The following is a 13,112-nucleotide window of genomic DNA, read 5'->3' as shown; positions in this document are numbered from 1 at the left end:
ATTCCTCAAGCGCAAAATGTTCATGGCGAAGTGAAGGACTTTCATGATCGAGATAAAACACCTGAAAACGCTGCAAGCGTTGCGGAACTGCGGATCGCTCGCGGCAGCGGCGGCCACGCTGCACCAGACCCAGTCCGCCCTTTCTCACCAGTTCAGCGATCTGGAACAACGCCTCGGCTTCCGTCTTTTTGTGCGTAAGAGCCAGCCGCTGCGCTTTACGCCGCAGGGCGAAATTTTGCTTCAGCTGGCGAATCAGGTTCTGCCGCAGATCGCCAGCGCGCTGCAGGCGTGTAACGAACCGCAGCAGACCACGCTGCGTATCGCCATTGAGTGCCACAGCTGTATTCAGTGGCTGACCCCCGCGCTTGAGAACTTCCGCCAGAAGTGGCCGCAGGTGGAGATGGACTTTAAATCCGGCGTGACGTTTGACCCGCAGCCCTCGCTGCAGCAGGGCGAGCTGGATCTGGTGATGACGTCCGATATTCTGCCGCGCAGCGGCCTGCACTATTCGCCGATGTTTGATTATGAAGTACGCCTGGTACTGGCGCCGGACCATCCGCTGGCGACCAAAACGCGCATCACGCCGGAAGACCTGGCGACGGAAACGCTGCTGATTTACCCGGTTCAGCGCAGTCGTCTGGATATCTGGCGACACTTCCTGCAGCCCGCGGGCATCAGTCCGCAGCTAAAAAGCGTGGATAACACCCTGCTGTTGATTCAGATGGTGGCGGCCAGAATGGGTATCGCGGCGCTGCCGCACTGGGTGGTAGAGAGCTTTGAACGCCAGGGCCTGGTGGTCACCAAAACCCTGGGTGAAGGACTGTGGAGCCGGCTGTACGCCGCCGTGCGCGATGGCGAGCAGCGTCAGCCGATTACGGAGGCGTTTATTCGCTCAGCGCGGAACCACGCGTGCGACCATCTTCCGTTTGTGCGGAGCGCGGAGCGACCCAGCTTCGATGGACCCACAGCGAAGCCAGGATCACCGCTCCCCCAATAAGGAAGCTTGGCCAGTGCGGCTGTTGCTGCCAGATGGCAAGGTTGACCAGCAGCCCTGCAGGAACATGTACGTTGTTCATGATCCCGAGCGTACCGGCGTCGACCTGCGTCGCGCCGTAGTTCCACATGAAGTACCCCAACCCGGAAGCCACGACGCCCAGCCAGATCAGCACGCTCCACTGTACGGTGGTGGTAGGCAGCTTTTGCGGGTTACCCAGCATAAACCACGCCGCCACCGCGACGATCGCGGCCCCCATGTAGAACCACGCAAACGCGTTATGCTGGGGCATCGGACGGGTTTCCATCAGGCGTTTGTAGCCCACCATGCCGATGGCGAAGCTGATGTTGGCGAGCTGGACGAACATCAGCCCGGTCCAGAAGTGATCGCTCACTTTGTCGTAGCGAATAATTGCCGCGCCAATCACCGCCAGCGCCGCACTCAGCAGATATCCCCAACGCAGGCGGCGCTTGCTAAGCAAATCGTAGATCAGCGTGATATAGAGCGGTGTTAGCACGGTGAACAGCAGGAATTCCGAGACGGACAGGTAGACATAAGCCCGGAAGCTGAACAGGTACATGATGCCGAGCTGCATCGCCCCCACCAGCATGTACAGCACAATCGTTTTCAGCGACTGCCCGCGCGTGCGCAGAAACGGCAGGAATACCAGCGCCGCCAGCCCCACGCGCATCAGCACCGAGAAGTAGCTGTCGACCGAACCGGCAAGGTATTCGCCAATCAGGCTAAAGGAGAAGGCCCACAGGATAGTGGTGATAATGAGTAGCGCCACAATGCTTGTCTCTCAGAAAGAAGGAGAGGCATTGTAGCGAACTCTTTAGTTGACAACTGAGCAATAAACAACCAAATGAAGATTATTCAAGGAACAGCTTGCGCAGGTATTTCGGTACCGCGTTGTCAGCGTTAGAACCAATCACCTCCAGCTCCGGGTGCAGATCTTTCAGACGCTGATGCGCGTTCTGCATGATGCAGCCCTTACCCGCCATCGACAGCATTTCAGCATCGTTCATGCCGTCACCAAAGGCGATACAGTCTTTCAGCTCGAAGCCCAGACGTTTCGCAACCGCTTCCAGCGCGTGCCCTTTGGAGACGCCTCCCGCCATCACTTCCAGACAGGTCAGGGTCGAGAAGCTGACATTAACGCGATCGCCCCAGCGGGCGTTGATCGCCTGTTCCAGCGGGAGTAGCTCTTCATGGCTGTCGCAGGTGAAGAACACCTTGCTGATCCCTTCCGGCTCCAGCAGGCCTGGCTCGTACAGGGAGTAGTTGAATACGGCTTCCTTGAAGAAACGCATCTCATCCGGGCGGTGGCGGTTCATGAACCAGTCGTCGTCGCGGTAAACGTTCGTAACGATAGCCGGGTTGTTGTGCACCACGCTGAACAGATCGGCGGCAATATCGCGATCCAGGTTGTGGGTAAAGATCAGGTTGCCGTCGGTATCGTGCACACGCGCACCGTTGGAGGTGATCATGTACGATTTGATCTCAAGATTATCGCGGATCTGCCCCACGTCGAAGTGGTGGCGGCCGGTGGCAAATACGAAGTTCACGCCACGGGCGGTCAGAAGCTTCAGGGTCTCTTTCGCGTAAGGCGACAGGGTGTGGTCAGGGGAAAGCAGCGTGCCATCTAAATCAGATGCAACAACCTGGTACATAGGGATTTCAACCTCTGGTGGAAAACAAAAATCAATTATGCCTGTTGAAAAATTCAACAATGGCGTTGAGCGCGACTGAGCGCATAGCGTCCTTTTCAAAAAGGATCTCATGGTACGCGCCGTTGATGACCAGCGGTTTTCCCCCTTCACAGGGGTGACCGGCGGCGGCGCGCAGTTCACAATAGCGGTCGTGCATGCGGTTATCCACCACACGCTCTTCTTCCGCCTGGATCAGCAGCGTTGGCGTGTCATCATCGCCCACGCCTGCCAGCACCTGCTCACCGGCCAGAATACCTTCCCGCACCCAGTGCCAGGTCGGGCCGCCGACGCGCAGGCGTGGTTCATCGGCATAAAAGCGCAGGTTGCGGCGATAACGCTGCCGACTGTGGGTTAAGACGTTGATGGCGAACGGCAGCGCGCGCCAGCGTCCGGTTCCGATGGCATAGCCTTCACGAATGCGCTGATGGCCCTCAGCCCAGTCGAGAAGATGGCGCACCATCCAGTCCGGGAAACGTATGACGATACCGTACATTGGCGCGGTCAGCGCAATGGCATCGCACTGGTGTTCATAACGCTGCAAGAACAGCGTCGATATCGCGCCCCCCATGGAGTGCGCGAGGATATATCGCTTACGCCAAGGGCCGGGCTGCACTTCCTGCTGCCAGAACGCGGCAAAATCGTCGACGTAATCGCTGAAGCGATCGACGTGCCCACGGTGCGTGTCCGGAAGCATGCGCCCGGACAGCCCCTGTCCACGGTGGTCGATGATCAGCACATCGAACCCCATATGGACCAGGTCGTAGGCCAGTTCGGCGTATTTAACGTAGCTTTCAATACGCCCCGGGCAGACCACGATGACCCGATCATTTTTTTCATTACGGAAACGAACGAAGCGTACCGGGATGCCCCCGACGCCCGTAAACGCATCTTCCTCACGCTGGCGCCAGAAATCGGTCAGCGGCCCCATGGAGAAAGCAGCAAATGCGTTTTCTCGTGTTTCCCAGTCCTTTTTCTGCTGAAACATTGGGTTTCTACTCACCTAAGCCAAGGAATATCGTTTTTTCGTAACCGGTCACAAAATGACTCAACAATAGCGTATTGTGGCATAAAAACAGACAATTCGGGAGTTTCAAATGACCTTCGAGTGGTGGTTCGCTTACCTGCTGACATCCATCATCCTTAGCCTTTCACCGGGCTCGGGCGCCATTAACACCATGACCACCTCCATCAACCACGGCTATCGCGGCGCGGCGGCATCCATTGCCGGTTTGCAGACCGGGTTGGGCATTCATATCGTGCTGGTCGGGATTGGTCTGGGCACCCTGTTCTCCCGCTCCGTACTGGCCTTTGAAGTGCTGAAATGGGCCGGGGCGGCCTATCTGATTTGGCTCGGCATCCAGCAGTGGCGCGCGGCAGGCTCCATTAACCTGAATACGCTCGCTCAGACGCAAAACCGCGGTCATCTGTTTAAGCGTGCGGTTTTCGTCAACCTGACCAACCCGAAGAGCATCGTTTTCCTCGCCGCGCTGTTCCCGCAGTTTATCGTGCCGCATCAGCCGCAGGTGATGCAGTACGTAGTGCTGGGCGCGACCACCATTATCGTCGATATTATCGTCATGATTGGTTACGCGACGCTGGCGCAGCGGATTGCGGCGTGGATTAAAGGGCCTAAGCAGATGAAGGCCCTGAATAAAGTCTTTGGTTCGCTGTTTATGCTGGTTGGCGCGCTGCTTGCGTCAGCGCGTCATGCTTAGCGAGAAATGATGAGATGAATGCCGAAGCCGGCGAACAGCGCGCCGGCGAAGCCGTCGATCCACTTCGCAATACGCTGGTAGCCGCGGCGCATCGCCGGTAAGGCGAACAGACTGGCCACGATGGTAAACCAGGCAAAGGTTTCAACGACGATCAGCAGGAAGATGCCCCAGCGTGCGCCCGCACCGACGCTATCACCCACAAACAGCGAGAACACGGAGCCGAAATAGATAATCGCTTTCGGGTTCGCCAGGTTGGTCAGCAGCCCTTTTACAAAGCTGCGGCCGCCCGTTGCCAGCTCGACCTTTGGCTCTTCCGGTTTTTTCTCTTCTTTTTTCAGCGCCCCGCGCAGCATCTGGTAACCCATCCAGCACAGGTACAGCCCGCCGCCGACCATAATGATGTTATGCAGCCAGGCCATCTTCGCCAGGATCAGGTTCAGACCGAGCAGCGCAACCGCCGCCCAGACCATAACGCCCATGGTGATACCGAGCACACCCATCATCGCCTCCTTGCGGGAGCGGCTGACGGCCGTTTGCGACACGAAGAAAAAGTCAGGTCCCGGGCTCATCAGCGCAACGATGTGCACTAACGCCACGGTGAGAAATAGCATTAACATAATTAGCTCGCGGGGAAATAATTCAGTGAGTCATCATCCTGGCACTTTTTCGCCCGGCTGACTACTCCTCATCATCACCATCAACGTGGGAACGGATGAGTGCCATAAACTCTTTACCGAAGCGCTCCAGCTTGCGCGTACCGACGCCGTTAACGCTGAGCATTTCGCTGGCGCTGAGCGGCATCTGCTCGGCCATCTCAATGAGCGTCGCGTCGTTGAACACCACGTATGGCGGGATGTTCTCTTCATCAGCGATGGCCTTACGCAGCTTGCGCAGTTTGGCGAACAGCTTGCGGTCGTAGTTGCCGCCGTACGATTTTTGCATCACCCGCGGCTTGAGGGCGACCACGCGCGGCACGGCGAGCTTCAGTTCAACGTCACCGCGCAGCACCGGACGCGCCGCTTCGGTCAGCTGAAGCGCGGAGTGCTGAGCAATGTTCTGTGTGGCAAAGCCGAGGTGGATCAGCTGACGAATAATGCTGACCCAGTGCTCGTGGCTCTGGTCCTTGCCAATACCGTAGACAGGCAGCTTGTCGTGGCCCATGTCGCGGATACGCTGGTTGTTGGCACCGCGCAGCACTTCCACCACGTAGCCCATCCCGAAGCGCTGGTTCACGCGGTAAATGGTCGAGAGCGCCTTACGCGCGTCCATCAGGCCATCGTACTGTTTTGGGGGATCCAGGCAGATATCGCAGTTACCGCACGGCTCCTGCCGTCCTTCACCAAAGTAGTTGAGCAGCACCAGACGACGGCAGGTTTGCGCTTCGGCAAACGCGCCCATCGCGTTGAGCTTGTGGCGCTCGATATCCTGCAACTGGCCCTGCGGCTTCTCTTCCAGACAGCGGCGCAGCCACGCCATATCGGCCGGATCGTAAAACAGCATCGCTTCCGCAGGCAGACCGTCACGCCCGGCGCGGCCGGTTTCCTGATAGTAGGATTCGATATTACGCGGAATGTCGAAGTGCACCACAAAGCGCACGTTGGGCTTGTTGATCCCCATCCCGAACGCCACCGTCGCGACGACGATTTGCAGGTCGTCGCGCTGGAATTTTTCCTGCACGTCGGCGCGGATGTGGTTCTCTAACCCGGCATGGTATGCCGCCGCGCTAAAGCCACGGTTTTGCAGACGCGCAGCGGTGTCTTCCACCTTTGCGCGGCTGTTGCAGTAGATGATGCCGGACTTGCCGCGCTGCTCCTGGACGTAGCGCAGGAGCTGATCCAGCGGCTTGAATTTTTCCATCAGCATGTAGCGGATGTTCGGGCGGTCGAAGCTGCTGACCTGAATATACGGGTCGTTCAGCCCCAGCAGGCGAACGATATCCAGGCGCGTGGTGTCATCCGCCGTGGCGGTAAGCGCCATAAACGGCAGCTCGGGGAAGCGCTGACGCAGCTGGCCGAGGGCGGCGTATTCCGGGCGGAAATCGTGTCCCCACTGGGAGATACAGTGCGCTTCATCCACCGCCAGCAGAACCGGATTCCAGTGCGCGAGATGGTCGAGGAAGTTATCCAGCATCAGGCGTTCCGGCGCGATATACAGCAGGCGGATCTGCCCGGTGCGGCACCCGGCCATCACCTCTTGCTGCTGCTCCCGGGTTTGCGTCGAGTTCAGACAGGCCGCCGCGACGCCGTTGGCGAGCAGTTGGTCAACCTGGTCTTTCATTAGCGAAATGAGCGGGGATACCACGACCGTCAGGCCGTTAAGCACCAGCGCGGGCACCTGATAACAGAGGGACTTACCGCCGCCGGTCGGCATCACCACCAGGCAGTCACGGCCTTGCAGCACCGTTTCAATGATGGTTTCCTGGCCAGGGCGGAACTGCTGGTAGCCAAAGGTTTCATGCAAAACCTGTTTAGCCAGCGACTCCTGATTCAATACTTCCGCCTGCGCCACGTTAACCCCATATGCCTGAAATGAAACAGGCGCTATTTTCAGCGCCTGAGAGAGAAACTTCAACGTTTAACGCAAAAACATTCGAGCAGCCTAGAGAATATCGTTCAGCATCACGCCCACGCCGACGCGGGTCTGGTTGAAGTTGTAATCGATAAGCGACTCGCCGTAACCGCTGTAGACCTGCGTATAGATACGAACGTGCTTCGTCATAGGATAGCTTAAGCCCACTTCCGCGCCGCCGTAACCGGTATTCCAGTTATACTGCCCCTTCGCGCTCAGTACGGCATCGCCCAGCTGATAGCCGACTTTGAGCTGGTAGTAGCCCATGTATTTGGTGATGTCCGGGTTGTCATCAGTGCTGCCGACCACATACCACGGCTTCACCTCCACCATCCAGTTACCGTTCTGCGCCATCAGGCGCGTATAGGCGCGGTTCCAGCTACGGGAAGTCGGATCGGAACGGCCGTTAGAATCATGGTTAAAGCCCACTTCGACGTCACGCAGCGTCCAGCCGGCGAATTCATAATCGGTTGCGAAGCCGAGGAACAGCTGCGGCTCGTAGTTGGTTTCGCGGAACGGCGAGGATTCCCCGCTGTTAGAGAGCTGCCACCAGGACTTCTGCGTGTAAGACGCACCGAGCACCGAGTTCGGCCCCAGAATGCCGCGCCAGAACGGGAACGCGAGGCTGAGCTGAAACTTCACCTCATCTTTACGCGCATTATCAGACCAGTTATAGGAGCTTATCGCCTCTTTGTTGAGGTCGCTGGTCTGGGTGTAAATCACGTAGTTGGTGTCGTACGGATAGAGCGTGAACGGATTGTCATGCTCCTGAAGAAGGTTCGCGATAATGCTACAGTGCACGGCAGGCTTATCATGCACCTCTTTAATTGTCGCTTCCTGCGCATAGGCTGTGAGGGGCAGCGAAATCGCCGCCAGTAACCAGGCCAGATACGTCCGCATCGGTGGTGTTCTCCTGCAAAAGAGTAAAATTACCTGAATAGTTATGTGGCGAACATTCTACAGACTTCTGCGACAACTGCTGCATCCTCGTTTCTGAAAGTAGCATTCCTTGTTGCTGAGGCATAAAATCAACATTTCGTTAACAATAAGGATGTGATGCCTCATGTCAGCCATGCTTACCGCCGAAGAAGTGTTAAAACTCGTGGGCGAGATATTTGTTTACCATATGCCGTTTAACCGTGCGCTGGGACTGGAGCTGGAGCGTTACGAGAAAGACTTTGCCCAGCTGAGCTTCAATAACCAGCCGATGATGGTCGGGAACTGGGCGCAAAGTATTTTACACGGTGGCGTGATTGCCTCCGCGCTGGACGTGGCGGCAGGTCTGGTCTGCGTGGGCAGTACGCTGACGCGCCATGACACCATCAACGAAGACGAACTTCGCCAGCGTCTGTCCCGTATGGGCACCATTGATTTGCGCGTCGACTATCTTCGCCCGGGGCGCGGAAACCGCTTCACCTGTACCAGCAGCCTGCTGCGCGCCGGGAATAAAGTTGCCGTGGCGCGCGTGGAATTACACAACGAAGAACAGGTTTATATCGCCAGCGCAACCGCCACTTATATGGTGGGTTGAGGCGGCAAAATCGGGTAAAATTGATTCACTTTTTTGTAACGGATTTTCCCGATGGATGCTAAACAGACGCGGCAGGGCGTTTTACTCGCCCTTGCCGCTTATTTTATTTGGGGTATCGCCCCGGCGTACTTCAAGCTAATCGCCTACGTTCCGGCTGACGAGATCCTCACTCACCGCGTCATCTGGTCTTTCTTCTTTATGATTGCGCTGATGAGCCTCAGCCGTCAGTGGTCGGGCGTCAAAACGCTGCTGCAGACCCCGAAGAAGATCTTCCTGCTGGCGCTCTCTGCCGTGCTGATTGGCGGTAACTGGCTGCTGTTTATCTGGGCAGTGAATAACCATCACATGCTCGAAGCGAGCCTGGGGTACTTCATTAACCCGCTGGTTAACATCGTGCTGGGGATGATTTTCCTCGGTGAGCGCTTCCGCCGGATGCAGTGGGTGGCGGTGATTCTGGCCTTCTGCGGCGTGCTGGTGCAGCTGTGGACGTTCGGCTCGCTGCCAATTATCGCCCTCGGTCTGGCGTTCAGCTTTGCCTTCTACGGCCTGGTGCGTAAGAAGATTGCGGTGGAAGCGCAGACGGGGATGCTGTTTGAAACCCTGTGGCTGCTGCCGGTGGCGGCGATTTATCTCTTCGGCATCGCCGACAGCCCAACCAGCCACATGGGCAGCAATCCGTGGTCGCTGAACCTGATGCTGATGGCGGCGGGCGTAGTAACCACCATTCCACTGCTGTGCTTCACCGGTGCAGCGACGCGCCTGCGTCTCTCCACGCTGGGCTTCTTCCAGTACATTGGCCCGACGCTGATGTTCCTGCTGGCAGTGGTGTTTTACGGCGAAGTGCCGGGTGCGGATAAGATGGTGACGTTCGCCTTTATCTGGGTGGCATTGGCGATCTTTGTTGCGGATGCGATTTATACCCAGCGCAGGGGGCGCAGAGGGCTGTAGTGCCTTTTTGCCGGATGGCGGCTGCGCCTTATCCGGCCTACAAGATCTGTAGGCCCGGTAAGCGTAGCGCCACCGGGCGGATTCTCAAAGCCAGTTACGACGCTTAAAGTACAGATACGGGGCCAGGCCCGCGAGGATCATAAAGATAATCGCCCCCGGGTAGCCAAAGCTCCACTTCAGCTCCGGCATAAACTCAAAGTTCATCCCGTAGCTGGACGCCACCAGCGTCGGCGGCAGGAACACCACGGACACCACCGAGAAGATCTTAATGATGCGGTTCTGCTCGATGTTGATAAAGCCCATCGCCGCCTGCATCAGGAAGTTGACCTTCTGGAACAGGGATTCGTTGTGCGGCAGCAGGGATTCGATATCGCGCAGGATCTCACGCGCCTGCTCCAGCTGACCGCCCGGCAGACGCGCCTTGCGCACCAGGAAGTTCAGCGCGCGCTGGGTATCCATCAGACACAAACGCACCTTCCAGCCGATATCTTCCAGCTCCGCCAGCGTTGAGAGCGCTTCGTCATACTCATCGCCCTGATGGCCTTCCATGATCACCCGGCTCAGCTTTTCCAGATCGCTGTAGATGTTTTCAATTTCATCCGCCAGCTGTTCAATTTTAGTCTCGAACAGATCGAGCAGCAGCTCATAGGCGTTGCCGTCCACCATCGCCTGGCTGCGGGCGCGCATGCGGTAGAGGCGGAATGCCGGTAGCTCACGCTCGCGCAGGGTAAACAGGCGGCCGTCGCGAATGGTAAATGCCACGGTGGAGTTGCCCGCGTGGTCTTCGGCATCTTCGAAGAAGAAGAAGGAGTGAATGTGCAGGCCGTCTTCGTCTTCAAAAAAACGGGCGGATGCTTCGATGTCTTCCAGTTCCGGGCGCGTTGCCAGGCTTTGCCCCAGCTCAGATTGTACGCGAAGGCGCTCATCGTCGTCCGGCTCGACCAGATCCACCCATACGGCATCAATGAGGGGCTGTGACTCTTCGGCTTCAAGCCGAGTCAGTCGGTTATTTTCGAGTTGAAATGCGCTCAACATGACCGGGACTCCCAATGCAAAAAATATCGGACAGTTCGGTGGGCACACAGAAACAAATTGGGTTTCAGACCATTAAACAGCCTGACTCAGCGCGACGGGAATAATGCAGTCGCTGACAACCACTAAGGCCATCAGCAAGAGGAGATAGCCTTAGGAGTTGTTCCTGGATGACAGGGAATTGAGCCAGTATCTACTGGGTGTGTCCAAGGCGAATGTCCTCTTAGCGTAATCGTGCGCGCATGTTACGCCAGCTATAACTGTGGCGTCAACACGCAACGAAACGCTGAAGGGCATTAATTGACCTTCAACGTATAAGGCTAGCAGATTATTACAAAATAATGATATTTTTCTGAAAGTTAGACTGTTTCCAGCTTCGCGTAGGCGGCCACCAGCCATTTGATCCCCTGCCCCTGGAACGCCACCTGCAGGCGGCTGTGCTCGCCGCTGCCTTCCAGATTCACAATGGTGCCTTCGCCAAACTTAGAATGGCGCACGCGCTGGCCCAGCTTGTAGCCGGTGTCGGTTTCCGCTATCGGCGAGCCCATGCGCTGATGGCTGACCGGACGGCTGATGCTCGCCCGCAGACGTACCTCTTCGACACACTCTTCCGGCAGTTCACCGATAAAGCGCGACGGACGGTGGTAGACCTCTTTACCATAGAGACGTCGGGTTTCAGCGTAGGTCAGCGTCAGCTTCTGCATCGCACGCGTCACGCCCACGTAGGCCAGACGGCGTTCCTCTTCCAGACGTCCGCCTTCATCCAGCGACATCTGGCTCGGGAACATCCCCTCTTCCATCCCGACGATAAACACTTGCGGGAACTCCAGACCTTTGGCGGAGTGCAGGGTCATGAGCTGAACCGCATCCTGCCAGGTGTCCGCCTGCCCTTCGCCCGCCTCCAGCGCGGCGTGGGAGAGGAACGCCTGCAGCGGCATCAGGTCCTCGTCTTCTTCGTTGTAGCTGAACTGGCGCGTTGCCGTCACCAGTTCCTCTAAGTTCTCAATACGGGTCTGGCCCTTCTCGCCTTTTTCCTGCTCGTACATGGTGCGCAGGCCGGAGTCTTTAATCACCCGGTCGGTCTGCACGTGCAGCGGCATGTCGGCGGTTTCCTGCGCCAGGGCGTCAATCAGTTCAAGGAAGCGCTGCAGGGCGCTGGCCGCGCGTCCGGCAAGCGCTTTTTCCTGCAGCAGCTCGCGGCACGCCTGCCACAGCGTCAGCTGGCGGTCGCGCGAGGCCTGACGCACCACGTCCAGCGTGCGGTCGCCAATCCCGCGGGTCGGCGTGTTGACCACGCGTTCAAACGCCGCGTCGTCGTTACGGTTGGCAATCAGACGCAGATACGAGAGCGCATCTTTGATTTCCTGACGTTCGAAGAAGCGCATACCGCCGTAAATGCGGTACGGCATCCCCACCTGCAGCAGCGCCTCTTCCAGCACGCGCGACTGGGCGTTGCTGCGATAGAGAATGGCACACTGCTCCAGCGCGCCGCCGTTGTCCTGCCAGGTTTTGATGCGGTTGACCACGAAGCGCGCTTCGTCGAGCTCGTTGAAGGCGCAGTAAATCGAAATCGGTTCGCCGTCGACGCCGTCGGTCCACAGCTTTTTACCCAGACGCCCGTTGTTATTCTCAATCAGGGCGTTGGCCGCGCTCAGAATGTTGCTGGTTGAGCGGTAGTTCTGCTCCAGACGGATGGTTTGCGCGCCGGGGAAATCGTTGAGGAAGCGCTGAATGTTCTCCACCTGCGCCCCGCGCCAGCCGTAGATCGACTGGTCGTCATCGCCCACGATCATCACCTTGCCGGTATCGCCGGCCAGCAGGCGGATCCACGCGTACTGGATGTTGTTGGTATCCTGGAATTCGTCCACCAGAATGTTGGTGAAGCGTTCACGGTAGTGCTGCAGGATGTGCGGCTTGTTGAGCCACAGCTCGTGAGCGCGCAGCAGCAGCTCGGCAAAATCCACCAGGCCGGCGCGATCGCACGCTTCCTGATAGGCCTTGTAGACGTTCTGCCAGGTCTGCTCGACCGGGTTGCCGAAGCTCTGAATGTGGTGCGGGCGCAGCCCCTCGTCTTTCTGACCGTTGATGTACCACATCGCCTGACGCGGCGGCCACTGCTTCTCGTCGAGGTTCATCGCCTTGATCAGGCGCTTCAGCAAACGGAGCTGGTCTTCGCTGTCGAGGATCTGGAAATCCTGCGGCAGGTTGGCGTCCATGTGGTGCGCACGCAGCAGGCGGTGCGCCAGACCGTGGAAGGTGCCGACCCACATCCCGCCCTGGCTGGTGCCCATCAGCTGGGCGATGCGGTGGCGCATCTCCGCCGCCGCCTTGTTGGTGAACGTGACCGCCATGATGGAGTACGGCGAGCAGTTTTCCACGCTCTGCAGCCAGGCGATACGGTGAACCAGCACGCGCGTCTTACCACTGCCCGCTCCAGCCAGCACCAGCAGGTTGGTGCGCGAGGCGGCAACCGCGTCACGCTGTTTGTCATTAAGGCTGTCGAGCAGGTAAGAAACGTCCATTGGCACCGTCACATAGTATTCAGGAACAGAGCAAAACGCCCGGTGGCGCTTCGCTTACCGGGCCTACAACTGCAAAACCCTGGTAATTTA

General features: G+C 58.0%; 13 protein-coding genes. 4 read left to right on the top strand and 9 right to left on the bottom strand.

Annotated elements, in window-relative coordinates:
• The first annotated feature begins 43 nt into the window (after nt 1-43).
• The gene (metR, locus tag ACOTXF_RS16160; protein ID WP_232927026.1) at nt 44-997 is read left to right on the top strand and encodes an HTH-type transcriptional regulator MetR; all 954 of its coding nucleotides are present in this window, start codon (nt 44-46) and stop codon (nt 995-997) included.
• Here the strand turns inward: metR and ACOTXF_RS16155 are convergent.
• The 3 genes from ACOTXF_RS16155 to pldB all read right to left on the bottom strand — a co-directional run bounded on the left by ACOTXF_RS16155 (nt 885) and on the right by pldB (nt 3,691).
• Entirely contained in the window at nt 885-1,784 is a 900-nt protein-coding gene (locus tag ACOTXF_RS16155) for a carboxylate/amino acid/amine transporter (protein WP_232927022.1), read from the bottom strand. The genes metR and ACOTXF_RS16155 overlap by 113 nt on opposite strands.
• A gap of 82 nt (nt 1,785-1,866) precedes the next feature.
• A complete protein-coding gene (gene yigL, locus ACOTXF_RS16150; RefSeq protein ID WP_232927019.1) occupies nt 1,867-2,667 on the bottom strand; it encodes a sugar/pyridoxal phosphate phosphatase YigL in 801 nt (266 codons plus the stop codon).
• A gap of 31 nt (nt 2,668-2,698) precedes the next feature.
• Nucleotides 2,699-3,691: a lysophospholipase L2 gene (gene pldB, locus ACOTXF_RS16145; protein ID WP_045417641.1), complete on the bottom strand. Its 993-nt coding sequence runs from the start codon at nt 3,689-3,691 to the stop codon at nt 2,699-2,701.
• Between the two features lie 109 nt (nt 3,692-3,800).
• Between pldB and rhtB the strand changes: the two genes are divergently transcribed.
• The gene (gene rhtB / locus ACOTXF_RS16140; RefSeq protein ID WP_008501533.1) at nt 3,801-4,421 is read left to right on the top strand and encodes a homoserine/homoserine lactone efflux protein; all 621 of its coding nucleotides are present in this window, start codon (nt 3,801-3,803) and stop codon (nt 4,419-4,421) included.
• Here rhtB and rhtC read toward each other — a convergent pair.
• The 3 genes from rhtC to pldA all read right to left on the bottom strand — a co-directional run bounded on the left by rhtC (nt 4,418) and on the right by pldA (nt 7,889).
• Nucleotides 4,418-5,038 (bottom strand): threonine export protein RhtC, encoded by a 621-nt coding sequence (gene rhtC, locus ACOTXF_RS16135; protein ID WP_010426287.1) that lies wholly within the window; start codon nt 5,036-5,038, stop codon nt 4,418-4,420. The genes rhtB and rhtC overlap by 4 nt on opposite strands.
• Nucleotides 5,039-5,099: 61 nt before the next feature.
• Nucleotides 5,100-6,929, bottom strand: coding sequence for an ATP-dependent DNA helicase RecQ (gene recQ / locus ACOTXF_RS16130; protein ID WP_021242852.1), 1,830 nt, complete (start codon nt 6,927-6,929; stop codon nt 5,100-5,102).
• Nucleotides 6,930-7,019: 90 nt separating this feature from the next.
• Complete coding sequence (gene pldA / locus ACOTXF_RS16125; RefSeq protein WP_234115326.1) at nt 7,020-7,889, bottom strand: phospholipase A; 870 nt, start codon at nt 7,887-7,889, stop codon at nt 7,020-7,022.
• Nucleotides 7,890-8,052: 163 nt separating this feature from the next.
• Here pldA and yigI point away from each other — a divergent pair, with 163 nt between their 5' ends.
• Together yigI and rarD are read left to right on the top strand one after the other, a co-directional pair.
• Complete coding sequence (gene yigI / locus ACOTXF_RS16120; protein ID WP_028018184.1) at nt 8,053-8,520, top strand: acyl-CoA thioesterase YigI; 468 nt, start codon at nt 8,053-8,055, stop codon at nt 8,518-8,520.
• 51 nt (nt 8,521-8,571) lie between these two features.
• A complete protein-coding gene (gene rarD, locus ACOTXF_RS16115) occupies nt 8,572-9,468 on the top strand; it encodes an EamA family transporter RarD (RefSeq protein WP_025910465.1) in 897 nt (298 codons plus the stop codon).
• An 84-nt stretch (nt 9,469-9,552) separates the two neighbouring features.
• Here rarD and corA read toward each other — a convergent pair whose 3' ends face one another.
• From corA to uvrD, 3 genes are all read right to left on the bottom strand, one after another.
• Nucleotides 9,553-10,503 (bottom strand): magnesium/cobalt transporter CorA, encoded by a 951-nt coding sequence (gene corA, locus ACOTXF_RS16110; RefSeq protein ID WP_008501540.1) that lies wholly within the window; start codon nt 10,501-10,503, stop codon nt 9,553-9,555.
• Nucleotides 10,504-10,653: 150 nt separating this feature from the next.
• Entirely contained in the window at nt 10,654-10,710 is a 57-nt protein-coding gene (gene ysgD / locus ACOTXF_RS16105; protein ID WP_212743980.1) for a YsgD/CorL family protein, read from the bottom strand.
• A 149-nt stretch (nt 10,711-10,859) separates the two neighbouring features.
• Nucleotides 10,860-13,022 (bottom strand): DNA helicase II, encoded by a 2,163-nt coding sequence (uvrD, locus tag ACOTXF_RS16100; RefSeq protein ID WP_008501541.1) that lies wholly within the window; start codon nt 13,020-13,022, stop codon nt 10,860-10,862.
• Between the last annotated feature and the right edge of the window lie 90 nt (nt 13,023-13,112).

The organism is Enterobacter cloacae complex sp. IR53041, from assembly GCF_049238285.1.
Lineage (GTDB): Bacteria > Pseudomonadota > Gammaproteobacteria > Enterobacterales > Enterobacteriaceae > Enterobacter > Enterobacter roggenkampii.
The sequence above is the reverse complement of the archived record's forward strand: the minus strand, read 5'-3'. Positions and strand labels throughout refer to the sequence as shown.